This window comes from Novipirellula galeiformis, assembly GCF_007860095.1.
Lineage (GTDB): Bacteria > Planctomycetota > Planctomycetia > Pirellulales > Pirellulaceae > Novipirellula > Novipirellula galeiformis.
Genome location: NZ_SJPT01000017.1, coordinates 1 through 24,211, shown reverse-complemented (window position 1 = coordinate 24,211; position 24,211 = coordinate 1). Strand labels below are relative to the sequence as shown.

The window sequence follows — 24,211 nt, the reverse complement described above, 5'->3', positions numbered from 1 at the left end:
GGATTCGCTTCTGCGCGGGAGGTTCGGGTGGATCATTCCGGTAGGACGGCGATGCATTCGACTTCATAGCGAAGGTTGTCGCCTAAGCACTTCACGATCGTCGTGCGCGCGGGTTTCGGATCTTTGAAATACTCGGCGTACAACTCGTTGTATTTCGCCAAGTCGCTTTCCTCGCGAACGTAATTGCGAGTTTGAACCACGTGGGCCAAATCCGTACCGGCCGTCTTCAAAACGGCTTCCACGTTTTCTATCGATCGGCGGAATTCGCTTTCGATGTCACCCGAGATGATCTTGCCGGTCTTGTCGACGGATGCCTGGCCGGAGACAAAAACGAGATTGCCAACGACGACACACGGACTGAATGGTAGGTGGGAAACCGGCGTGTCGGCGTCGCGAGGATAAGAAACCTGGGAATTGGACATGGATCGAACTTCTGAAGTAACTGTTTTGAGTTGAGATAAGGATTGGATGCCGGAACCACGGTTCACGCCCAAACGGCTAATCAGCCGTTTGGGCGGTTGCCGATCACTTCGGCGAGTGGATCGAGTGGATAAATCGGGCGGGTTAAATTTTGAAACGCAAAGGACTCCAATCGCGAGGAACATGGCCCCGGAGTATCAACCCAAAACTGACGTTTGGCGATCGGATCGTAGGCCTGGCGGTGGGAGACCGCCGCCTTGATTGGCATGACCGAAAAAGATTCTGGGTCGATTCCGACGTGTCGCCATGAGCCCAAATCCATCGGTGGAGTGCGGAGGGTGGTCAACAAGATGATTGCCTCGCCGCCAGACATGTTTGGGTCGGTCGCGCGAACGACGGCAACTTGGCCCATGTCGAAATGGTCGCCGACGCAGGATGCCAAATGACTTTGCTTGTCCTCTAATTCAAACACGCCGTCACCGAAATGCAGTAATTCGCACTGGAGATTGATTGGAGGGTCGAGTAGGCTGCTGCCGCGACCGCCGAGCTGGAGCGTCATCACGTCTCCAGGCTTTGCTTGCGAGGCAGCATCGACGGCCGGCGGGTCCCACAAGCAGACGCCAATGCCGGTGTAGCCAGCTTCGATCAAAACACGGAGCATCGTGATACCGCTGCCCGGCGCGCCGCCGCCAACGTTATCGGAGGGCTCGATCAGTAATGTTAAACCATCGAGTTGGCCGAGTTTTTTTAACTGCTCTAGTTGCTCCATCACCGCTGCTATCGGTTCGTCGGTCGCGTTGCCAACGGACGCGTTCTCAAACGCTAGGGCATGGAGGGATTCGATCGCGGGTTGCGTTTCCTGAAGATCGCCAGCAGTGGAAATCAAGAACGAAACGCCGGTATCGGCTGTGTCGGCAAAAGAGAACCCCGCGTTAACGCTGACCGCCAAGAAGTCGGGGTGATCTCGCTCGAGTTGGCGTGCCCTCGTCAACAATGTGGACATCGGTTTGCTGGCCGTCGCGGTCCCCGTCGGCGGCCAAACGATGCCTGGGCGTGACACGATTTGACGCGGGCGGACGCCCGTTTGCAATGATTGGCTGAGTAGCTTCGCCGCCCGAATCGATGACTCCCGTGCGTCGGTGTGGGGGTTCTCTCGGTAGCCCACCAGACAATTGGAGTGCTTTGCCATCGCATCGGAAAAGTTCGCGTGAAGATCGTACACGCCAAAGATGGGTAGCGTTTCGAAGCCCTCGAGGCCGCGGATTCGGGCTAGCAGTTCCCCTTCGACATCGGCAACCGAACGCGACACCGATGCGCCATGGAGTACAAGGAAGATGCCATCGATCCCAGGCGACGCAAGCTCACGTGAATCGGAACCGAACCGCACAGCCCGCTGTTGAAACTCCGACCAGAAGTTTTCTAAGACGTCGTCATCGAGCGTTGGGCCCGGCGTGGTCGCGGCGTAGATCGTCGGCAGCGCGTCCCAGCCTTCCGCGGCGGCAAACTCCAGGACTCCACCCATCGGGGACGCGTCGCCGCTGAGCTTGAGCAGTTCATCATCGCGGTAGACCGTCATCTCGCTCCATCGCGTCGGCCCTTCCACGAACGTGTGTGACTCGTGGAAAAGGCCAGCGATCAAGACGCGGGGCCGTGTGTTCGTTATCGAATCACTTTTAGTAGGAATCATGATGCTCTGTCTCTCGCCGGAGTGAGATGTCGTCGCGACCGGCCAACTCTCGGTCGGGCTGCATTCGAGCCACCTGAATCCGGTCCGTCAAGAGGAACACGGATTGTGCGTCCAGAATTTGGGGTTTGTACTTTTCAACGCCCCATAAGCGAAGGATGGCCGCGTGAATCCGTTCGCTGACGCGTCGAGTTACCATGAGGGGCCGGTCGGCTAGAGGGTTTTTGAGTTTAACATGTGCTGTCCCTTTTCGTTGTTAGTGAACAGGTCACACGTATGTTTTACGCGTACATTTCGCGCGAAGTTGCTCCAACGTCAAGCTTGGATCCTGACGAAGTTAGCGCATCCAAACGCTCGGTTCGTTACTGCGTTAAGCACCGTTTGCGACCGACCTTGTGGGACTGAAGCGTGTGGGAGTGAAGAGTGCACGGTCTCGGGATGTGCAAGGTCCCGAGATCACGTCACTGGTCTATTGGAGTTTTTGAACCACGTTGTGACTGACCGAAAACCTGGCTGCAATCTTTGGCATGTTCTCATCGCCCTTGAGCACGGCCGCCCGCATCCGCTCGCGCGCATGTCCACGTCCAATCGTCTTCATCGAAGCACCGCCGTGTTTGTGAAAACATCGGTTTGTCGCAAAGCCGACGATTGACGTGCCTCAATTTTTGAAATGCTCTAAGGTGAAATCAATTCATTAAAAACTTACCTCTAGGATGCTAGCATTCCTGCGCGAGGAACGCTAGCTTGTGGGACGTTTGTCGTAAAATCAGCTCACATTGCTGAAGGTGTTCGCAAATTTGGAGGCAACGGCCACTCCCCCGGAATGGATCTCGTTGATCGAGCTCGCCGCTCTAGTAGGCTTGCCCAAGTCGCCGGCACACCGGCTGCGTTAAAACGCTCTGCACGCTTGGATGCACCGCTAACTTTGGTGGTACGTGCCGGGCAAGCGGGGATGGTGAAACGTTGCCGTTGGCAGCGAACAGCCCGGATTGGGGTGTCGGTCGCCGCCCCCGTGATGCGAGGGGGGATAAGTCAACGGACGAGGCAATCCACTTGGGGATCGAAACGATGTTTTACCTGCACGTGATTGAAACTGCTAACATACTTCGACGGGCCGTTTCGCCACCGATGCGTGTCCCCTGTTTCCGCGCCGCACGGGCGGACGCGATCGTGTCGTTCCTACTGGAAACGCGGCCCGGAAACGCGGCAGAAGTTTTTGCTTCGGTGCATCGGTTTTTGACAACGACAAGGTTTTCGACAACGACGAGGTTTTTGCCGTAATCCGCTTGTCGGTGCCAACGGTAAGAACTAAAGACGACAACGTTCCAACAAAATGGATACGACAGTTGCTTGAAGGATCTCAAGCAATTTCCTAAACACTTCAAACTCAACAGGAGAAGCCGGACTTACCGCCTTAATACCTATGACGAATCAGTCTTCGGATCAATCCAGCAACAAAAATGGGCTGCGGTCAGGGGAACCCAACCAACCTGCAACGCCGACGCCAGCGATTGCGGAGTTGCCGATACCGCTTGACGAGTTGCGGCAAAAGTTGACCGTGCCGCTGCTATGCGATGCGTTGGATGAGGCCGGCTATCGCAATCAGTCGCCGTGTTTGCCGATCAGGCCATTGACCACCGAGGGCACACTCTTGATCGGCCGCGCCAAGACGACGGCCTGGGAGGACCTCAACTATGAAGACCCAAATCCCTACGAATTGGAGTTGGAGGCCATCGACTCTTGCCAACCCGATGACGTGATCGTCTGTGCTGCGAACGGATCGATGCGCTCAGGCGTATGGGGCGAGTTGCTTTCCGGTGCCGCGATGAATCGAGGTTGTTGCGGCGTCCTGGTCGACGGAGCGGTGCGTGATCGGCATAAGATGCGGGAGATGAACTTTGCGGTTCACGGGCGTGGAACCAGTCCCTACGACAGTCGCAACCGACAGCGAGTGGTTCGCTACGATGTGCCCATCAATCTCGGCGGCGTTGACGTTCATCCCGGTGACATTGTCGCAGCGGACGACGACGGAATTGTGATCGTACCTCAGGCGATGCAGAGCGAGGTCATTCTCGCAGCCTGGGCGAAAGCCAATGCCGAGAACGAAATGCGGATCGCAGTTCAGGGTGGAATGTCGGCCACCGCGGCCTATCAACGTTTTGGTGTTCTATAAAGTTTTCGTGTTGCTATGCTTTTATTTGATGCTCATTTAGATCTTGCCCTCAACGGGGTTGATTTGAACCGCGATTTTCGCCAGGCCGTGGACGATATTCGCGTCCAAGAACGAGTCGCGGGGATGGACGGCATTTTGGGGCGTTGTAAAAACACGCTCAGCTTTCCCGAACTTCGCGATGCTGGCGTTGCGGTTTGTTTGACGACGTTGTTGGCAAGATTGGAGCCGAACGTAGGACACGATTTCGGTCACATCACCGCCGAAGCCTGCTATGCTTACGCGCACGCCCACTTGGCGTACTACCGCGCGATGGAGCGTAGCGGATGGATGCGGATGATCAAGACAAAGTCCGAGCTCCGTGAGCATTGGCAAAAGTACAGCGCGCAACCCGATAGCGAACCTCTCGGATTCATTCTGGCCATGGAGGGTGCTGACCCACTATTGACGCCTGGGACCATCGATGAGTTCTACGAACACGGGCTGCGAGCAATCGGTTTGACGCATTATGGCGGCAACCGGTACGGGGGCGGCACGCGAAGCGAAAATGGCTTGGCGCTCGATGCGGTGGATCTGCTCAGCCACATTGAGCGATTGGGAATGACGGTTGACATGACCCACTTATCCGATAAATCGTTTTGGCAAGTGGCCGAGCGATTTGGTGGTCGCATCCACGCTAGTCACCAAAATTCTCGCCGGATCAGCAATTGGCAGCGCCAATTTAGCGACGATCAGTATCGTCTGGTCATCCAGCGTGGCGGTGTGATTGGGATCGCATTCGACGCGATCATGATGCAGCACGGATACACTCAGGGAAAATCCGAACCGGTCGCGACGATCGATGCCGCCATCGAAAACATCGACATTGTTTGCCAGCTTGCCGGTAATGCCGACCACGTCGGCATCGGCACCGATTTGGATGGCGGATTCGGGTACGAGCAAACGCCAACGGATTTAAACCGCTACACCGACTTGCCGCCGGCACTTCTAGCAGGCATGTCGGATCGCGGTTATTCCCAAGCCGACATTGAGAAAATCATGCACGGTAATTGGATGCGGTTCTTCGGCGAGATACTGCCTGAATGAACCCCGTCATTGCTGGCGTGCGATGTGTGCGGGAGGAAAAGTAAAAGGGCCGGTTCCCGCCGGCCGTCCCTCCTGAATACCCTGCCCTATCCACTCGCTCATGAAAAAAACACCGCCGCATCGAAACGCGATGCGGTGTGATCCTCGAAATCTGAGACCGCCCCCCGCCGCAGGTCTGATTCCCCCCGTTGCGCATTGCATGGCAAGGAAAGGTATCATGCGGTCGTCGAACACATTCAATCGAGACGATGGGGGAAAGTATGAAATCGATCGCAACCATCCTGTTGCTTGTGGTTGGCGTGGCGATTCCAGCCACCGCAGGCGACTACGATATCACTGATTTCGGAGCGACGGCGGGGGACCAGAGCGATGATACATTGGCCATGGAGAATGCGCTGGCCGCATGCGCCGATGCGGGAGGCGGCACCGTGTTTGTTCCGGCGGGGACATTCATGCTGTCGCGGCGGAATAGTGAATCGCCGATTCTTGAAATTCCTCCTAATACAATTCTTCGAGGGGAGGGAGCCGCATCGATTCTAAAGTTCGCAGCGGAAGTCAATCAGAGCAACTTTTGGCGAATGATCGGCGCACCGGTCAAAGGCGGAACAAAAAACGTCGTGATCCGTGACCTGCATCTGGATGGTTCAAATACGCATTCCGAGTACGTCAAGGGCGAGACGCCCGAGCACAATGCCGGCCTTTGGTTCTATAACAAGGATCATGTGATCGAGAACGTGACCGTGGTCAATGTCTTTGCCGAAAACTTCTCCGGCGACTGCATGGCATTTTCGTACAATTGTCGAAGCATCACCGTTCGTGACTGTACGCTGCGGAATTTCATTCGACAGGGGATTCAGATGGGAGGCAGCCCTGGTTCTCGCGATTATCTGGTGACCGGCTGCCGTGACCTCGAACATTCCGTAAAACCCGGTGGTTCCACAATCCATGTCGAACACGCTCGTGGCCTGAAAAATGTAATCATCGAAAATAACCAGTGTCGCAAATCGATCCTTGCCGGTGGAGTGGATGGCATGATCATTCGAGGCAATACCGTCACAGGAAAAATCGTCGGCAACGGTAACTCCAATCTGCTGATCAGTGACAACCTCGTTCGCGCAGGCGACAATTCCGGAGCCGTCGTCCAGCTTGGGTATACCAAAGGCCTGACAATCCGAGGTAATATGATTTTGGGAACGGAAAACAATCCGACCGGACTCTATGTATGGGGAAAGTCACGCTACAACGACCAACCCGGCGAAGACGTTCTCATCAGCGGCAATCAAATCAGCGCCGCCGATCACGCGATTTCTCTCAACGGAGCGATAAACGTCCGCATCGATGGTAACTTGTTGAAAGCTTCGCAGCCGTTGCTCCAGCGGCGCACGGAGAGTGTGGTTTCCGACGTGATCGCTCCGACACCTGATGTCGAGTAAGGTGCCGCCCACCATTCAGACATTTAATACTTCTAAGACGATCATCGCCGTTGGCTTGAACTGGAAGTCCCAGAGTAAACGGAAAAGCTGAGTAAACGGAGAAGCTGAGTAAACGGAGACGCTGGCTAAGTCCGCCTCTGTTCTCTGGGTTCCCTCCTGTTGGTTCATCTCTTCTTGCGGTGAACCGCAAAAGTAGGGCCGGTTCCTGCCGGCCGCCCCCCGATGCGCGAACGGTGGGGCCGATCGATCACGCTCTCAACCGGGGCAATCAGCGACAATAAATCTTACACAAGGCTCGAGATTATGAAGCCTTCGTTCGAGTGCTAGCCGAAGGGCTCGAGAAGTATCCTATTGAACGATTTCGTTTTACACTGATGTCCAATCAACCCCCGTCCGTTTATCTCGGCGTCCCCCTGCAACCTGGGGCGATGCGTGGAGATGGATCGGCAAGCATTAAAAGCAAATTCCTGGTAGTCAGCCGTATGAAAAAGCAAATTCTTAGCAGTGTGATCAAGTGTTTATCGCTCGTTCTCGGTTTCGCAATTCCCAGCGCAGCGCTAGCGGAGTTTCCCGTATCTGAGAAGTTGAGCAAGCCCAGCTATGATGATCTTGGCAAGGATCAGGAGCTTGCACCGCTGTTTGCCGGCAAGCCCGATAAGAGCGTCTGGGAACAACAGCGTCCCGCGTTGCGCAAGAGCTGGGATGAACTACTTGGCAAACCTGAGTTTGCACCCGGTGCCTACGATAAGACCGCAAAAGTGATCGAGACGTTCGAGCAGCCGGAGTTCCGTGGCACGATCCTGCAGCAGCCGACGGGACCGGACGGCGCTCAGCAACTGGTTCTAGTGATGGAGCCGAAGAACGTTACGATTTCGCCGCGTCCCGGTGCGGTGGTGCCGTTCTATCATCCCGACGCGATGGCGGGATTCGATCTCGCGAAGCGGACGCGGATCACTGAAAAGGTCGCGACTCAATTTGGCAGGCACCTCGTTCAGCAGGGCTACGTCGTGGTCTGTCCCGAAGCCTTCCCCTACAACACCGTGCCTCAGCCCGCGAACAGTCGGGGGTTGAATCATTGGCGAGTTGCCGCAGAAAAGATTCATCAAGATCACCCGAACTGGACCGGCATGGGAAAGCTTGTCCACGATACGCAACGGGCGATCGATCTGCTATTGGAGCAGCCGGACATCGACCGTGATCGCATCGCGCTTATCGGGCATTCGCTGGGCGGCAAAATGGCGTTCTACACCGGCTGCCTCGACCCGCGCGTCAAAGCGACGATTGCGACCGACTTTGGCATCGGGTGGGATTTCACCAATTGGAGCGATCCTTGGTATCTCGGAGACAAGATCACCGGCCAGGGGTTTTCGCTCGCCCATCATCAGCTATTGGCCCTGCATGCACCGAGGGCATTCTTGATCGTGGCCGGCCAATACGACAAGCCGGAGAGCTGGCAATACCTGAACGCCGCGAGGCCAGTGTATTCGCTCTTCGGGCGCGAACACGCGCTGGGGATGATCGATCATGCCAGCGGCCACACGCCTACCCAAGACTCGATGCGCCAAGCATACCAGTGGCTGGCCGAACAACTCGAACTCGAACCACGCGATTGGAAATTTTAAGCGTCCACCGCCGGGTTTGCATTGGTTGTCAGTTGAGCGAGATTCGAATGGCTAGATGAGATCCTGGCGAACTGAGATTGGATCCATATTTTGTTCCAGTAAAAGTAGGGCCGATTCCTACCGGCCGTCCGCCATGTGCGAACGACAAAACCGGTCATCCCTGTCGCCCGCATTTGCAACTAACGGCAGCGAACATTCAATGACCGTGGCCGGTGGGAACCGGCCCTACATGACTCCTTGCGAGTCGGGGGAAAGGGAAAGAGCCGCTTCGCTGAGCGATCGAACGAGGTCAGTCCTTCGGTGATTTGGGGTGAGTCGGTTCGAACGCATGAGCGTGCAATCTGCAATCCAGGCCTTGTGAAAACGTGGTCGTCCACGCAAGTGTTTCCCCAACAGCCAATGAGGCTGACCCTTTTCCTTTGCCGGAGTTGAGAGGCCGCGAACTTACGGCGTGTTAGGGGCTAGGGTTAGGCGGTAGATGCTGGCCGCGGTGCCGCGAGATTCGTGGCTGAAGACGCCGATGTCCAGGCCCGCGGAATGCGGCGTTAGGAAGTAGGGGACCACTTTGCTGGGGAGCAAGTGACTGAGGTCGTCCCAGGTCCCTTCTTTAAAGTCACGCCAGGTTTTGAAGCGGATGAATTTGTGTTCGTCGCAGTTGTTTTCGCCAGCATAGCTCGGGCAGAAATAGCTGGTCGCGTACCAGTGCCCCTGGTAGTAATCGACGTCGTTGAGGACCAGGCCGGTTCCCTGCCAGCTGCCTGCGACGGCGTTCCTTTTTTTTCCATAGCTGCTGTGGATTTGGAACTCTTGCTTTTCGAAGTCGGTTACTTCGACCACCACACCATGACTGGATCCGATCACGTACAGCGTCCCCCCGGCAATCGTCAGCGCACGAGAATAGCCCAAGTGCTTGGATAGATCCAACACCGCGGCACTGTCGCCGGTTCCTTTGAACCGAAACACCTGGCCGTTGTCGGGATTGAGCGTGTACATCCAACCGGTTGCATCGTCGAACAGGATGTCGTGCGGACGCTGCAACTTGATACCGGCCATCGATGTTGCAAACGTCTCCCACGGGTCGCTTGCGGGATCGGCAAAAGTGATCAATCGATGGTTGCCGGTATCGGTTGCGTAGAAACGTTTCTCGATGGGGTTGAAGACGACGGAGTGGGCGTCGGACAAGACACTGATCGGCGACTGGCGAAACGGTGACTTCGCATCGGTTCGAAAAAACAGTCGGTCGCCGCTGGTCACGATCTCGGTCTTGCTACTGTGGTCGATATGCGTGCACGCCGGAAACGAACCACTCTGCGGCGCGTACTTCTCGACCACGATTCCGCTCGCCGCCCCCGACTGAGCATCCGCCTGGAGGCCATTGAACAGACAGGCGAAAAGAACGCCGGCGAAGATCAAGTTAGTATTGTTCATGTCTTGCGGGCCTTTGGAAAGCAGTCAAGTATACACGGCGACCCCCTTCGAGGTTGATGGTTCCATGACGGTCGTTTCACTAAACGTCACTAGACGCGGATCGCCGAACAGGTCGAAACTCTCGCGTGAGTTCCCTTACGTTAATAATTCGTGCGAAGGGCCTTGGTGCTCCGTCCAAACGAGCACGGCGGAGTGAGCAATTTTTTGCGTTGCGTCTCGAGTCCACATTGCGGCTTCGGGGACGACCCCAGAAAAAGCCGTCAGCGGAGCAGGAAATGGAAATCGAGTCCTGACCTTTATCCATCCCAACGAATCAGGGGGAAAGATATGGAAATGGTCAATCCATCGATTCGCTCGGTCCAAGACCGATTTGCAATCGGTTAAAAGTCGAAACGCACCTTGCCTTCGTTCAATTTCAACTTAGCGTCGAACGATTTACCCGCTTTCGATTTAAAACCTTTCAACACCGCCGTTTCGCCGCTACGAAGCAACTTCCTGGCATTGCTGACGGAGATTTTCTTTCCCGAAATCGTTTTCCAAATTGTCAACCCGCATCCCTCACGCCATCGGCTGCACGCATACGACTTCGTCTGTTCCACCACGGGACTTCCGCACAACGGACAAACTCCAATCTCAGTCGTATTGGAATTTGCGTCCTTTTTTGTCTTGCTTTGTTTCTTTCCGCCCGACTTTGTTGCGGCCGATTTTTTTGCTCCGTTTTTGCGTTTGGTTCGTTTCCGGCCTGACGGAGTTCCCCCACCATCCTGTTCACTACCCTGCGGAACGGGGATTTCAACCAACATTCCTGATTCCGACATGGCCAGCAGGAAGGGGGGGCTACCATTAATCGTCAGCGGTTGGTTCGTCACTCTCAACTGCAATAGCTCGCGAACCTGATCCATCGACAGATCGGCGTCACGGTAGGAAGGCTGCAATACAAATTTGCATCCCTTCCGCCACCCCGAACATCCAAACGCCCGTTTCCCCGCGATCACGTTTTCACCACAGCGTGGACAGGAACCGTAAATTTCTTGATTGACGCTCACCGCGGCACTACTTTGAATAATGGCTCGGGTGTAATCTGCAATCTCGTGCATGAAAACTTCCGGCGACAACTGGCCGGCTTCGATCTTTTTCAGCTTCGCTTCCCATTCGCCTGTAAGTTCAGGTGACGTCAAGTTGCGGTCCCTGACGATCGCGACGAGGTAGCGTCCCAGGTCGGTGGCCAATACATTCTTTTTATCACGGACGATGTATTTTCGGTTTAACAGCGTTTCGATCGTTGCCGCACGGGTCGCCGGCGTCCCCAGGCCTTTCTCTTTTAACGCCTCTTTCAGCTCTGCTTCATCGACGAGTTTTCCCGCCGTATCCATCGCACCGAGCAAGGTGTTTTCGGTGAAATGCTTCGGTGGCGACGTCTGTCCTGATTTGATAAAGGGCTTGTGTTTCCCTGATTCTCCATTTTTGAAATCAGGCAACGACTGCTGCTCTTCGTTCTGCTCACCGCTTTTTGCTTTTCGCGGATACAGCTGCGTCCATCCCGGTGCGACGACTCGCACGCCGCGAGCGCGGAACGCGATTTCGCCCGCCGTTGCATCGACCGTCGTGATCTCTTTTTCACACGGCGGATAGAATGCCGCGATGAACCGAACGACGATCGCATTGTAGACCTGTTGTTCTCGCCCTCGGAGTACTCCCGCGGATGCGCCGGTGGGAATGATCGCATGGTGGTCGGTCACCTTTGCGTCGTTGATGATACGACTTGTGAACGGCAAAGCGGCTAAGTTGAGTTTGGCGATCTCGTTTGCTTTGATTGAACTCAGTTGTCGCATGACACCGGGGATATCCTTCCGCATGTCTTTGCTCAAATACGGCGAGTCGGTTCGCGGGTACGTGATTAATTTCGCTTCATAGAGTGACTGGGCCGTGGTCAAGGTTTCGGCGGCTGAGATACCAAAACGACGGTTCATGTCCCGCTGTAATTCCGTCAGATCGTAGAGCTGTGGTGGTTGCGACTTCTCGGCACGGCTTTGGATCTCTCGAATCGTCAGGTCATATTTGCTGGCTATCTGAAGTACGCTTTGTGCATTCTCTTGATCGTCGAACCGCTTGCCTCTGTACCGAAAGTGGACATCGCGATATTGGGTCATCAGTTCCCAAAACGGCTCGGATTGGAACGTTCGGATCTCATCATCACGGCGAGTGATCATCGTGAGCACAGGAGTTTGTACGCGACCGAGACTCCACAGCAGCCCCGACGCACCACGCTCGGACGCCGATCGATAACGCACCGTGTAATTTCGAGTCGCGTTGATACCCACGACCCAATCCGCTTGACTTCGGCACTTGGCTGCGGCGTAAAGATTGTCGTAGTCCGACAGTGGACGGATCATACGAAATGCGTCGCCGATTGCCGTCGGGGTTAGCGAACTGAGCCACAACCGCTGGGCGGGCTTATTCGTGCACCCCGTAAGCGACTGGATGTAGCGAAAGATCAGTTCTCCTTCACGCCCCGCATCGGTCGCACAGATCAATGAGGTGGCCTCGAGAAACAACCGTTTGATTACTGCGAATTGCTTTTTTGCACCGTCATCACCCCGCAGCCGCAACTGAAATTTCTTGGGAACGAAGGGCAATGACTCGAGTGTCCAACGTTTCAGCGCCGGGTCATAGTCACCGGGTTCCTTCAGCTCAACTAAGTGGCCAAAGGCCCAAGTCACCTGATAGCCTCCGCCCTCGAAGAATCCGTCACGGCGATCCGAAACGCTGAGGAACGACGCCAAATCGCGAGCCACCGAAGGCTTTTCTGCTAAGATTACCTTCATCAAAACACCTTCGTATCAGGTCCATGACCTCAGTGAGTTGAAGGAGCGCCGGTTCCTCCGGCCGACCCCTTATGTCTGACCGACTAACTTGATCATCCGCCCGTCGCGTTTCATTTGCAACTAGCGGTACTGAACATTCAATGCCCGCGACCGGTGGGAACCGGCCCTGCTTGGCCTGTCCGGTTGCTGAAGAGGGGGGCTGAGTCAAGCGGCCAATGGGTGAGAAAGAGGAGGAGCAGCGTTGCCGTGCGATTCGCCGCAGTCAGCCGTTCGGAGGTTGGGTCTGGGGCGAGCTAACGGCGTGAAAGTGCAATCTGGAATCCTCGCTGTGAGTAAGCATGTCCGTACACTCACGTTTCCCCAAACCTATCTTGAAACTCCTGGCCCCTATTTTTCCTTATCGTTTTTCCCCGCTTGAAATCTTTCGTTGCCGCCGCAACCGCGGCTAGTTTGCAGAGAGAGACCGATGGTTGTCGCCGATTCGCTTGCAGACACGATTGCCGGGGTGTAGCCTTGGAGGCTTCCCGCCTCTCGATCTAGGAAGCCCCGCATGACGAGTTCTTTCTCCGCGTCCTACCTCATGAAACATTTCATCGCGATTGCCGTTCTGCTGTGCTTCTTTGTAGCAGTGTTCGCCCCGGTGATCGCGTCCGCCGAAGATGTCCGTCATCAGCCGCTCAAGGATCTGAATGGCTATTTTCCCTTCCATCCGCCGGAATCCCTCGAGCAGTGGGAGCAGCGTAAAGAGCAGGTGCGGCGGCGGGTTTTGGTGGCGACCGGACTCTGGCCGATGCCGACCAAAACTCCTCTCAATCCAGTCGTGCACGGCAAGATCCAACGCGATGGCTACACGGTGGAGAAGGTCTATTTCGAGAGCGCCCCCGGTTTCTTCGTGACGGGCAACCTGTACCGCCCGACCCACATCCAGGGCAAGGTGCCGGGAGTCATGCTGGCGCACGGCCACCGCAAGGATGCGCGTTTGGACATGACGCCCGAGAGTACGTTGCGAAGTCAAATTGCCGACGGCGCGGAGCGTTTTGAGCGGGCCGGGCGTAGCACCTACCAATCGCAGTGTCGCCAATTGGCCTTGATGGGCTGCGTGGTTTGGCAATGGGACATGCTCGGCGACTCGGATTCGATTCAGCTCTCGCGTGAGCTTGTCCATAAGTTTGCGAAACAGCGGCCGGAGATGAACAAAACAAAGGACTGGGGGCTGTTCAGCCCGCAAGCCGAGGCACATTGCCAGAACGTCATGGGCCTGCAGACGCTCAATGCCGTGCGCGGACTCGACTTTCTGCTCAGCTTGCCGGAGGTCGATCCGCAACGCGTCGCCGTCACCGGTGCGAGCGGCGGTGGTACACAGGCGATGGTTTTGGCAGCGATCGATGACCGCATCAAACTCTCGTTTCCGGTCGTCATGGTTAGCACCGCGATGCAGGGTGGTTGTACCTGCGAAAACGCGAGTTTGTTGCGTGTGAATACCGGCAATGTTGAGTTCGCCGCCTTGGCCGCGCCGAGGCCGCAAGGGATGAACACTGCGAACGACTGGACCAAGGAGATGGCGACCAAGGGATTTCCGGAGTTGCAACAGCTCTACGCGGCGTACGGCAAGCAGCACGATGTCTTTTTGAAACGTGGCGAACACTTCCCGCATAACTACAACGCGGTCACTCGGTCGGCCTTCTACACGTTCTTGAATAAGCATTTCAAGCTCGGTTCCCAGGCACCCGTGATCGAGCACGATTTCGATCCGTTGCCGCCCGAGCAACTCACGGTTTGGGACGACCAGCATCCCGCACCCAAGGCCGCCGATCCGGAGTTCGAACGCAACTTGCTGGCGTGGCTTAATGAGGACGCCGAGCGACAACTGCGCGATGCCGCAGCGACACCTGAAGGCCTGCGAGACGTGATCCTCCCGGCGGTCGAGGTGACCATCGGCCGCACGTACGCCAATGCAGGCGACGTGACATGGGAACTCAAAGACGAGCACGATCACGGCGACTACGTAAAACGAACCGGCACGCTACTCAATAAGACCTACGGCGAGGAGGTGAACGTTGTTTGGTTGTGTCCAAAGCAACCGAGTGGCCGCTTGGTCCTGTGGCTCGATGATCACGGCAAGGCTGCGGTATGCAGTGACGACGGCAGCGTGAACCCCGAAGTACAAAAGTTGGTTCAAGCGGGCGCAGCGGTTGTGGGCGCCGATTTGTTTCTTCAGCGTGGCGAAGCGGTGAAGCAGGCTCGCGTCGTTGGCAATCCCCGTGAATTCGCAGGCTACACGTTCGGCTACAACCACGCGTTGTTCGCCCAACGCACGCACGATGTGCTGAGCATTGTCCGTTTCCTGCGTCACGCGGACGGCGTCCCCTGTGAGAATCCGGTAAAAACGATTGCCGTTACCGGATGGCACGGCAGCGGGCCAATTGTTGCCGCCGCCGGCGCGCTTGCTGGCGATGCCATCGACCGTACCGCGATCGATACTCAAGGGGTTCGCTTCGGCCACCTGCTCGACTATCGTGATCCGATGTTCTTGCCCGGTGGAGCGAAGTATCTCGATCTGCCTGGTTTGATCGCCCTGCATGCTCCGCACCCGCTGTGGCTCGCCGGCGAAGGTTCACAACCTGCGTTGATCAGCGCCGCGTATCATGATGCTTCCCAGGTTGATGGATTGGTGACCTTTGCCGGCGAAGCAGCGAAACAGCAGGCCGCGGCTAGCGAGTGGCTGTTGAAGTAAGTATCGTTCGATACAATTGTCGCTGATTGCTCCGCGATCAGAACGATGGATCGCGGGAGACGTCGACTGCTAATGCAGAGGTCGTTTCGGTCATCCCGCAAAACGAAAGTCTTGACGACTTCCGCTAAAACTAAATGCGTCACTTAGCATTGCGACGTGTTCCAGCGATCTAGGACATTGATCGCCCGACGCATCCCCACCCACAATCCCCCCTTCCAAGAGAAACAACGATGAGAAAACTTTTTGTAGCTGCGATGATGATCGCGCTAATGATGCCCTGCGTTCTGACCGCATCGGCGGCGGACGTCGAAGATGGATTTACCTCCCTGTTCAACGGCAACGACCTTTCCGGTTGGGTCAAACGCGGCGGGTCAGCGGAGTACGAGGTCGAGGATGGATCGATCGTCGGGAAATGCATTCCAAATACGCCGGGCAATACGTTCCTGTGTTCGGAAAAGGAATTTGGCAACTTCGTTTTGAAGCTGCAATACAAATTCATTGAAGATGGAAATTCAGGTGTCCAGTTCCGCTCCGCCGCACGTCCCGAAGGCGATGGCGAGCGGGTCTATGGCTATCAGTACGAAATGCGTCCCGGCGGCAACGCGACCGGTCGCATCTATGATGAAGGGCGTCGCGGCCACAAATTTGGCATCGTGTGGCTCGATGCCTACACCCCTCAGGATCGTCTCGATGCGGCTCAGGCAAGCTGTAAAAAAGGTGAGTGGAACGACGTGGAAATTCAGTGCGTCGGACCGTCCATCAAGACTTGGCTAAACGGCAAGTTGGTCGTCGATATGTTCGACAGCTTCACGATGAAGGGCTTTATCGGACTGCAGATTCACTCCGGAAAGTCCGGTTCCGTCGCTTGGAAGAATATCCGCGTCAAGGATTTGGGCGAGAGCAAGTGGGAGTCATTCTTCGTCAAAGGCGACGATGGCAACTACCAACTCGCCGACGCCAAGTTCGTTCTCCCTGAAGAATGGTCGTTCACCGAAGAGGGCGTTCTGCACGGCGTCCACCCCAAGAGTCAACGCAAGGATGGACTGGTTATTTCCAACAAGAATTACGACAACTTCATCGCTCGCGTCACGTACCGGATGCACGGCGGCAACAGTGCATTGTATTTCCGCGCCGAGGAAACGAGCGCTCCCTGGGTACTGCGTGGATTCCAAAATGAAATCGCCAACAACGGCAAGGACTCCGCCCTCTGGCACACCGCCGGCATTGTAGACGGCAAGACGATTCCCGGTCGCGGCTGGGTCGTCAAGAATGAAGAGCTCGTCGAAAAGGTCCGCAACAAGGACGACCAGTGGAACACGACCTGCACCGCCGCATACGGCGACCGTCTAGTCCAGACGCTCAACGGGTTCTGTACGTCGGATATCGTCGACGAAGCATGCGAGAAAACGGGCAAGCTAGGCCTGCAAATGCACGGTGGCACCGACTGCGAAATGTTCTTCAAGGACTTCGAGGTCATGCCCATCACCGAAGACATGATGAAGCTCATCGAGCGGAATTGATTGGCGGCAGGTAAAAGTAGGGCCGGGTTCCTACCGGCCGTTCCCGATGCGCGAACGACAAAACCGGTTATCTCGGTCGCCTTCCATTTGTTACTAAGCATGTAGGCAGGAGTCGCTCGGCAAATTAGCCGTTTTGGCGTGAGTGCTTTGTCACAGCTAAAAAGTAGGGTTTGACCGTAGTGGACGAGGCAACGAGTCCCTGGGATTCGTGGTAGGTAAGGGACTCGTCGCCTCCTGTTGATTACCCCCAAGTATCCCGTAGGGATTGCGGACATTAGCCGCAGGTAAGCGCAGCGCTACCTGTGGTCATTAGCCAAGCGAATCCTGTCGACCCCGAAGGGTGTCGTAGAATTCTTGGTGATGGATCTCCGGCCACCTTCGGGGTCGACGTTTAGGTTTTGATCTGTTTCCGGCGGTGTTCGCTGCGCTCGACCGCCGGCTAATGTCTGCGGACACCTCCGGCGTAATCGTATTTGTGGGTTCAACAGCTCGTCGCCTGGTCCACTACCCTAACCTCGGGCTGTAACAAAACACGAGCCACGGTTCCCACGTTCAACCGGGGGCTAGCGTCCAAGCGGCTGATGGGATTTCGCCCAATCATTCCTGCCTGCCTGCTTAACCGCACTGAACATTTAATGCCCGTGGCCGGTGGGAACCGGCCCTGCTTGGCTGAATTCCGCCAACGATCGAGCCGCTCAATCGCAATGATTGAATCGGTGTAATGCCAAACGGAGAGATCAGCGAGCGGAGAGATCAGCAAGCGGCGAGATTTGTTGGTATCATATAGGCCCCCCCACCCTGACTTGCCTGGAATTCCTTACTTAGCTCCGCTGCGACTTCATCGCGTCCGTTGCCAATCGCGACGGGACTGTGCGATTCCGAGCGGTGGCCCCTCCGAGGTATGAATGCGTCCATGAATGTGACCCCAAAACAAAAGCGGAGCCGTTGGCGCATGGCGACTTGGGTCGGCGCCGGGATGCTTGGCTTTTTCTCGCACGTAAATCTTCAGGCCGGATTCGAGGAGGGATTCGCTGAGATCAAACCGATCCTCAAAGAGTACTGCAACGATTGCCACAACAGCGAGGAGAACAAAGGAGGCCTCAATTTTGAGATCTACAAGACGGAGCAGGATGTTCTGGTCGACCTCCAGAAATGGTTCAGCGTCATGGATCAGGTTGAAACCGGGGTCATGCCTCCTGATGACCAGGAGCACCGGCCGACGGCGGAAGAGGTCGACAAACTCATCTCATGGATCAAAAGAACGATCGATGAATTCGATTATGCGTCCGTCAAGGATCCCGGCAAATATTACCTGCGCCGCTTAAACAAGGCCGAATACAACAATACCATTCGAGACCTTACCGGTGTCGACCTGAATCCGGCGCAGTATTTCTCAGGGGATGGCGGCGGCGGCGAGGGCTTCGACAACAACGCCGAGGGCATGCCGATGCTGCCGCTGATGGTGGAGAAATATTTCAAGGCGGCGCGGGACATCTCGCAGCATGCCAAGGTGAGCTACGCACGCGGCATCACCTTCGGCGCCGATCCCTCGCCCACTCATCCGCCGCGCGTCTATCTAGTTCGGGCGGAACGCGAGCGGACCAACTTTTACAACGACTTCTTCGAGAAACTTCCTGCTTACAATCCGAGGAAGGATTTCGAGCCCTACCTCATGCCGGCAATGAAACTGGCCCTGGAAAATCCCAAGGCCAGCGACCGGGAAATCTATGATGTGGCCATCCGCGAAAAGTTGATGCCGAGTGTTTTCTACAAATGGACCATCGCCTTTCTTCATGCGGACGAGGATATCAAAACCAGTCGCTGGGACAACCACTACGGGCATTGGGTTCTCGATCCCTGGCTGGAGCTCCAATCCCGGAAGGAGAAGGTCAGCGAAAGCGAGTTGCAGGCATTTCACGATGACTTTGCGGCAAAGGTCCTGCTTTCCGTTCCCGCCACCGGAATGATGATCAAGCCGGGCATGGAGGTGAAAACGGATATTCGCGAAGATGCGAACGCGTTGTACCTTAGCGTCGGCGACGTGGGCGAGGGGCATGAGTTTGATCGCATTGTCCTGCACGCCCCCAAGGTGACGTTAACAGACGGCAGCGTCGTTTATCTCGGCGACCTTGAACTGATTGAAAAGCAAGGCGAGGGAGCGATCCACAGGGACAACTTTCCGGACGGCACTAAGTTCGTTAGTTCGGCATCCGGGACGGGCGAGATCGAACGCGGTTTCTATATTGAAGCTCCCGCCTTGCTCTCCTTCCGGCTGCCGGCCGGCGCGAAATCATTCACTTCCACGATGGGGATGGAGAAGTCGGCCGAAGGCAAGGGGCTGGTGCAAGCCTATGCGTCGGATGAAGAGATCCCCTTTCCAAAGGGAAAGCACACTCATTCCTATTTCTATAGCGGCCCGGGCAACACTTCCGTCGAAGCTGCGAAAAAGTGGTGGGGCATTTACGCAGCTCTCGTCGGCTACGGCAAAGCCCCCGGTGCAAAGGAAATGATCGACGTCTCGTTGAGCCAAGAGGACAAGACCCGACTGGAATCGATCAAACGTGAAATCGAGTATGCCAAAAGGACGCCGATCAAGAACTTCTTCGACTTTGTTAAAAAGAAAAAGTTCGCTTCGCTGCTGAAAACCAATAAAGAGGAACTTCCGGCCCTCGCAGATCTCGCCGAAAAAGATCGCGTGGCTCCGGCCGAACTTTCCGAGGCCGACCAGAAACAGTGGAACGACCTGAGCAAGGCCGCTGAAGCCTTTCAGGCGGAGATGGACGGACGGGTCAAAGACGCCTTGCTGACATTTGCGAGTCGAGCCTTTCGCCGCCCCGTCAGCGCGGAGGATGCCCGGATCATTACCGGTATCTACGACCAATCGATGGCCGAGACCGACGATTTTCAAAAAGCGGCGCAATTGATCGTCCAAAGCCTGTTAACTCGTCCGCAGTTCCTCTTTCGAATTGAAGACGAAGCCCCCGGACAGGACGCGCGGCAGGTCGACGACTATGCCATGGCGAGCCGGTTGTCGTATTTTCTATGGAGCTCGATGCCGGATGAAACCCTCATGAAGCTGGCGCAAGAGGGCCGCCTGCAGGACGAAAAAGTGTTGCAGGAACAGGTTCAGCGCATGCTCAAGGATCCTAAGTCCATTTCGCTGGCGCAGGAATTTGCCAGTCAATGGCTCGGATTCCGGAGAATCCTTTACGAGAAGAAACCGGACTCGAATCTGTTTCCCTCGTACACCGACCAACTTGAACAAAGCATGTATCAAGAGGCGGTGATGACGTTTGACGACCTCGTTAAGCAGGACAAAAGCGTCCTGGAGATCTTGGATTCGAAAACGACCTTCCTCAATGAGACGCTCGCCGAACACTATGGCATCGCCGGAATCGAGGGAGACGAAATGCGCAAGGTCGAGCTGACCACCGATCAACGCGGCGGGTTTGCGGCGATGGGCAGCGTGTTGGTGGCGACCTCTTTTCCAGGACGAACCAGCCCCGTGATCCGAGGTCAATGGATACTCGATGCTTTGATCGGGAGCAAGGTTCCGCCACCGCCTGACGGCATCGAGATCGATGAAAGCAAGCTTAGCGACAAGTCGCTGAGCAAGAAGGAACGACTCGCCGCGCACAGCGTGAACGCGACTTGCGCGGTGTGCCATGAGCGTCTCGATCCGTTTGGGTTTACCCTTGAAAACTATGACGCGATTGGCCGCTTCCGGACCATGGAAGGCGACCAAGCGGTCGACTCAACGGGAGAGCTCAAAGGCGGCCCGAATTTGAGTGGGCTGCCAGGATTGAAAAATTACTTGATGACCACCAAGCGGGACGCGTTCCTGCATCAGATGGCGCAAAAGAGCCTCGGGTTCGCCTTGGGTCGCAGCCTTGAATATTACGACGAAAGCGTTATCCAAACAGCGGTCGCGGACTTGAAAGAAAACGATTACCGCTTCTCCGCTCTGGCCACCGCCATCGTCAACAGCTACCCGTTCCGATATCGCCGAGAGCAAGGATACCTAACCGATGCAAAATAAAAAGACTTGGAACTTGAACCGACGCAGCGTCCTGAAAGGCGTTGCCGGAGTCAGCCTCGGCCTGCCTTGGCTGGAAACGATGCTCTGGGGCGCCGATAAAGCGGAAGCCGAAAAGCATCCTCTGCGCTTTGGCGTTATCTATCAGCCCAACGGGATCAATCCCTACGAATGGACGCCGGAACAGACCGGCGCGGACTACCAATTGTCGAAGACTCTGCGGCCGCTGGAGCCGATCCGCGATGAAGTTCTCGTCCTGACCAATCTCAATCACGAACTCAAGAAAGGCCGCGACCGCCCGACCAGCGGACACTATGGCGGCACCTCTAACTTTCTGGTTGGCACGGGCGTCAAGCGAAGCATGGGGAGCGATATTCAATGCGGCATTTCGGTCGATCAGGCTGCCGCCCGGAAGCTGGCCGATCAGACCTTATTGCCCTCCCTCGAGCTTTCCACCGAAGCGGAGTGGACCGGCGTCGACACCGGCGAGCGCATCACCCAGTTGTATGGCAATTCCATTTCCTGGCTGACCCCGACCACGCCGCTGGCCCGAGAACGCTTTCCGCGACTGGCCTTTGACCGTCTGTTCGGCAAGACCACCGGTCTGGGCGACACGCGCAGCGTCATCGATCTGACTCTCGAAAGCATCGACGATCTCAAGAAAACGGTGTCACAGGACGATCAACATCGCCTGGATGAATATCTAACCTCCGTGCGAAGCTTGGAGAAGAAACTCGAATTCTCGGATAAGAATCATCGCCCCGTTCCGGAGTCACTGCTGGAGGGACGCATGCCTGAGCCCGGTCGTGCCAAATCGCATGACGAGCACCTGACCCAGATGATTGACATCATGACCCTGGCGTTCCAGACGGATCGCACGCGAGTCGCCACCTTCATGATGGGACGCAGTTCGAGCAGCATCGACTTTTCATTCGTCGACAAGAAATGTGGCGGCCTCCACGGGATGGCGCATCACGCGGGGCGAAAAGAGAAGCTGGAGGGGTATCAAATCGCGAATGAATATTGCGTGAAGAAGTATGTCGAGTTCCTGCAAAAACTCCACGCGATCAAGGAAGGCGAGAGATCGCTTCTCGACAACTCGATGATCATGTTTGGCAACAACATGCGCGACGGCAACTCCCACACCAGCGCCAATCTGCCGATCCTGTTGGCCGGCCGCGCGGGCGGTCAGATCAATCCCGGCCGACATATCAAGTACCCCGAAGACACCCGGCTCTGTAACCTCTACCTATCCATTTTGAAACGGCTTGGCCACGATATCGATAGCTTCAACGAAAGCACCGGAGAATTGCCCGATTTGAGCTGATTGCACGAATTACACGTTTATTGCCATTGCCGTGCTCGGTAATGGCAAAAAATGCTGGCAAGTTTTCGGAGTAAAAGTAGAGACGGTTCCTACCGTCCGTTCGTCATACGCGAACGACCAAACCGGTCATCCACCGGTCGGCCTCCATTTGTCACTAACGGCAGCGAGCATTCAATACCCGTGCCATTCGTGCCTGGCTTCCCTTTCCGAACCCTCTCGTTCTGAAGCACGATGAAGAAAATTCAAACGCTCGTTGCGACCCTGCTGCTCGTGATTCTGGCGTCTGCGTTGGCTCAGACGTCTGACGCTGCGCCGCCGAATGTTTTGATGATCGTTTCGGATGATCAGCGACCGGATACGATCGCGGCGCTTGGCAACGATCAGATTAGAACACCGAATCTGGATGCTTTAGCTCGACGCAGCAGTGTGTTCACTCGGGCGGTTTGTGCAAACCCAATCTGTACGCCGAGCCGTGGAGAGATTCTGAGCGGATGCAGTGGCTTCCGCACCGGCGTGCTGGATTTTGGCGGAAAACAACCGGCTGGCTTTGTTTCCTTCGCCGAAACGATGCAGCGTGGCGGCTACGAAACATCGTACGTTGGCAAATGGCACAACAAGGGCCGACCGAGCGACTACGGCTACCAGGACACCGTCGGACTATTCGGAGGCGGCGGCGCAAAATGGATGAAGCCAAATCAAGTCGATGCGCACGGAAGACCTGTCACGGGTTACACGGGCTGGATTTTCCAATCGAGCGACGGCAAGGAAAAATATCCTGAACTCGGCGTCGGTTTGACGGGCGACATCAGCGAAAAGTTTGCAGACGCGAGCATCAAGTTGATCGGACAGCCGCACGACAAGCCATTCTTTGTGCACGTGAACTTCACCGCGCCGCATGATCCGCTGTTGCTGCCTCCCGGTTTTGAGGATGCCTACGACCCGGCGACGATGCCACTGCCGAAGAATTTTCAAGCGAGACACCCCTTCGATCACGGCAACGAAAACTCACGCGACGAACTGCTGTTGCCGTTGCCTCGCACTGGGAAAGAGGTCCGCGAGGACTTGTCCGTTTACTACGCCGTGATTTCGCACCTCGATCAACAAGTCGGTCGAATTTTGAAAGCACTCGATGGCAGCGGCCAACGAGACAACACGATCGTGATCTTCACGAGTGATCACGGGCTGGCGATGGGCAGTCATGGATTGCGTGGCAAGCAGAACATGTACGAGCACACGATGAACGTGCCGATGCTGATCAGCGGTCCCGGCATTCCCGTGAATCAACGCTTCGACGCACAAATGTACTTGCGTGATTTGTATCCCACCGTCTGCGACTTGGTGGGAATCCCCGTGCCGGTTGCTCCTGACGTTGCTGGAACCCTTAAACCAATTGACGGTCGCAGTGTGGTTCCCGTTCTACGTGGCGAGCAGGACCATGTTCACGAATACGTGTTCGGATATTTTCGCAATTTTCAACGCATGATTCGTGGTGACCGTTGGAAGTTGATCCACTATCCGCAGATCGACAAGTGGCAACTGTTCGATTTGCTCAACGATCCCGATGAACGGAACGATCTCGCAGAAACGCCGCAGCACGCCGAGACCAAGATGCAACTGCAAGCAAAGCTACGCCAGTGGCAGACTCAGGTCGGTGATCCGATTGTCGTTGATCGCTCGGGGCGTGAAATCGATAGGTGAAGGTGTCTGGTCGTTTGGCGACTATCTTTAAATCCTGGACTGATACAGCAAGCCTAGGACCGGTGGGAACCGGCCCTACATTGATCCTAATCTTAATCATACTGGAATTGCCCACGAAAAGTTGACAGTGGACCGGCGGATGTCAGACTGTCTCTGACAGGAGATCCGATTCATGGACAAGCGTCGAACATTCAGCCGAGAATTTAAACTGGCTGCCGTTAAAAAAGT

The 24,211-nt window shown here is 55.9% G+C and carries 15 protein-coding genes; 10 read left to right on the top strand and 5 right to left on the bottom strand.

Annotation, left to right across the window (positions count from 1 at the left end; all coding sequences use genetic code 11):
- Positions 1-32 precede the first annotated feature (32 nt).
- The 3 genes from Pla52o_RS25560 to Pla52o_RS25550 form a co-directional block, all read right to left on the bottom strand.
- Positions 33-422, bottom strand: coding sequence for a RidA family protein (locus Pla52o_RS25560; protein WP_146597480.1), 390 nt, complete (start codon positions 420-422; stop codon positions 33-35).
- Between the two features lie 80 nt (positions 423-502).
- Entirely contained in the window at positions 503-2,107 is a 1,605-nt protein-coding gene (locus Pla52o_RS25555) for a M81 family metallopeptidase (RefSeq protein ID WP_146597479.1), read from the bottom strand.
- Positions 2,094-2,303 (bottom strand): hypothetical protein, encoded by a 210-nt coding sequence (locus Pla52o_RS25550; RefSeq protein WP_146597478.1) that lies wholly within the window; start codon positions 2,301-2,303, stop codon positions 2,094-2,096. Before Pla52o_RS25550 ends, Pla52o_RS25555 begins: the two co-directional genes overlap by 14 nt.
- 586 nt (positions 2,304-2,889) lie before the next feature.
- Between Pla52o_RS25550 and Pla52o_RS27990 the strand changes: the two genes are divergently transcribed.
- The 5 genes from Pla52o_RS27990 to Pla52o_RS25525 all read left to right on the top strand — a co-directional run bounded on the left by Pla52o_RS27990 (position 2,890) and on the right by Pla52o_RS25525 (position 8,415).
- The gene (locus Pla52o_RS27990; RefSeq protein ID WP_197169530.1) at positions 2,890-2,997 is read left to right on the top strand and encodes a helix-turn-helix domain-containing protein; all 108 of its coding nucleotides are present in this window, start codon (positions 2,890-2,892) and stop codon (positions 2,995-2,997) included.
- A 530-nt stretch (positions 2,998-3,527) separates the two neighbouring features.
- Positions 3,528-4,277 carry an RraA family protein gene (locus tag Pla52o_RS25540; RefSeq protein ID WP_146597476.1) on the top strand — a complete coding sequence of 250 codons (750 nt, stop codon included), beginning with the start codon at positions 3,528-3,530 and terminating at the stop codon, positions 4,275-4,277.
- Positions 4,278-4,292: 15 nt separating this feature from the next.
- On the top strand, positions 4,293-5,360 hold the full coding sequence (locus Pla52o_RS25535) for a dipeptidase (protein ID WP_146597475.1): 1,068 nt from the start codon (positions 4,293-4,295) through the stop codon (positions 5,358-5,360).
- Between the two features lie 260 nt (positions 5,361-5,620).
- Positions 5,621-6,793 (top strand): glycosyl hydrolase family 28-related protein, encoded by a 1,173-nt coding sequence (locus Pla52o_RS25530; RefSeq protein ID WP_197169529.1) that lies wholly within the window; start codon positions 5,621-5,623, stop codon positions 6,791-6,793.
- 374 nt (positions 6,794-7,167) lie between these two features.
- Entirely contained in the window at positions 7,168-8,415 is a 1,248-nt protein-coding gene (locus Pla52o_RS25525; protein WP_146597473.1) for an alpha/beta hydrolase family protein, read from the top strand.
- A 444-nt stretch (positions 8,416-8,859) separates the two neighbouring features.
- Here the strand turns inward: Pla52o_RS25525 and Pla52o_RS25520 are convergent, their stop codons facing one another.
- Together Pla52o_RS25520 and Pla52o_RS25515 are read right to left on the bottom strand one after the other, a co-directional pair.
- A complete protein-coding gene (locus Pla52o_RS25520) occupies positions 8,860-9,843 on the bottom strand; it encodes a YncE family protein (RefSeq protein WP_146597472.1) in 984 nt (327 codons plus the stop codon).
- Between the two features lie 380 nt (positions 9,844-10,223).
- Complete coding sequence (locus Pla52o_RS25515) at positions 10,224-12,668, bottom strand: type IA DNA topoisomerase (RefSeq protein ID WP_146597471.1); 2,445 nt, start codon at positions 12,666-12,668, stop codon at positions 10,224-10,226.
- Positions 12,669-13,218: 550 nt separating this feature from the next.
- On the opposite strand from Pla52o_RS25515, the gene Pla52o_RS25510 reads away from it, so the two are divergent.
- The 5 genes from Pla52o_RS25510 to Pla52o_RS25490 all read left to right on the top strand — a co-directional run bounded on the left by Pla52o_RS25510 (position 13,219) and on the right by Pla52o_RS25490 (position 23,983).
- Complete coding sequence (locus tag Pla52o_RS25510; protein WP_231612661.1) at positions 13,219-15,402, top strand: acetylxylan esterase; 2,184 nt, start codon at positions 13,219-13,221, stop codon at positions 15,400-15,402.
- 230 nt (positions 15,403-15,632) lie between these two features.
- The gene (locus Pla52o_RS25505; RefSeq protein WP_146597470.1) at positions 15,633-16,922 is read left to right on the top strand and encodes a 3-keto-disaccharide hydrolase; all 1,290 of its coding nucleotides are present in this window, start codon (positions 15,633-15,635) and stop codon (positions 16,920-16,922) included.
- 913 nt (positions 16,923-17,835) lie between these two features.
- Positions 17,836-20,961, top strand: a complete 3,126-nt coding sequence (locus Pla52o_RS25500; RefSeq protein WP_197169528.1) for a DUF1592 domain-containing protein — start codon at positions 17,836-17,838, stop codon at positions 20,959-20,961.
- Positions 20,951-22,285, top strand: a complete 1,335-nt coding sequence (locus Pla52o_RS25495) for a DUF1552 domain-containing protein (RefSeq protein WP_146597468.1) — start codon at positions 20,951-20,953, stop codon at positions 22,283-22,285. Before Pla52o_RS25500 ends, Pla52o_RS25495 begins: the two co-directional genes overlap by 11 nt.
- 231 nt (positions 22,286-22,516) lie before the next feature.
- Positions 22,517-23,983 carry a sulfatase-like hydrolase/transferase gene (locus Pla52o_RS25490; protein WP_146597467.1) on the top strand — a complete coding sequence of 489 codons (1,467 nt, stop codon included), beginning with the start codon at positions 22,517-22,519 and terminating at the stop codon, positions 23,981-23,983.
- Positions 23,984-24,211 lie beyond the last annotated feature (228 nt).

Excerpts from the sequence above, each read along its gene's own strand:
- Pla52o_RS25560 (WP_146597480.1), bottom strand. The coding sequence starts at position 422 with ATGTCCAATTCCCAGGTTTCTTATCCTCGCGACGCCGACACGCCGGTT.
- Pla52o_RS25555 (WP_146597479.1), bottom strand. The coding sequence starts at position 2,107 with ATGATTCCTACTAAAAGTGATTCGATAACGAACACACGGCCCCGCGTC.
- Pla52o_RS25550 (WP_146597478.1), bottom strand. The coding sequence starts at position 2,303 with ATGGTAACTCGACGCGTCAGCGAACGGATTCACGCGGCCATCCTTCGC.
- Pla52o_RS25540 (WP_146597476.1), top strand. The coding sequence starts at position 3,528 with ATGACGAATCAGTCTTCGGATCAATCCAGCAACAAAAATGGGCTGCGG.
- Pla52o_RS25535 (WP_146597475.1), top strand. The coding sequence starts at position 4,293 with ATGCTTTTATTTGATGCTCATTTAGATCTTGCCCTCAACGGGGTTGAT.
- Pla52o_RS25530 (WP_197169529.1), top strand. The coding sequence starts at position 5,621 with ATGAAATCGATCGCAACCATCCTGTTGCTTGTGGTTGGCGTGGCGATT.
- Pla52o_RS25525 (WP_146597473.1), top strand. The coding sequence starts at position 7,168 with ATGTCCAATCAACCCCCGTCCGTTTATCTCGGCGTCCCCCTGCAACCT.
- Pla52o_RS25520 (WP_146597472.1), bottom strand. The coding sequence starts at position 9,843 with ATGAACAATACTAACTTGATCTTCGCCGGCGTTCTTTTCGCCTGTCTG.
- Pla52o_RS25515 (WP_146597471.1), bottom strand. The coding sequence starts at position 12,668 with ATGAAGGTAATCTTAGCAGAAAAGCCTTCGGTGGCTCGCGATTTGGCG.
- Pla52o_RS25510 (WP_231612661.1), top strand. The coding sequence starts at position 13,219 with ATGACGAGTTCTTTCTCCGCGTCCTACCTCATGAAACATTTCATCGCG.
- Pla52o_RS25505 (WP_146597470.1), top strand. The coding sequence starts at position 15,633 with ATGAGAAAACTTTTTGTAGCTGCGATGATGATCGCGCTAATGATGCCC.
- Pla52o_RS25500 (WP_197169528.1), top strand. The coding sequence starts at position 17,836 with ATGAATGTGACCCCAAAACAAAAGCGGAGCCGTTGGCGCATGGCGACT.
- Pla52o_RS25495 (WP_146597468.1), top strand. The coding sequence starts at position 20,951 with ATGCAAAATAAAAAGACTTGGAACTTGAACCGACGCAGCGTCCTGAAA.
- Pla52o_RS25490 (WP_146597467.1), top strand. The coding sequence starts at position 22,517 with ATGAAGAAAATTCAAACGCTCGTTGCGACCCTGCTGCTCGTGATTCTG.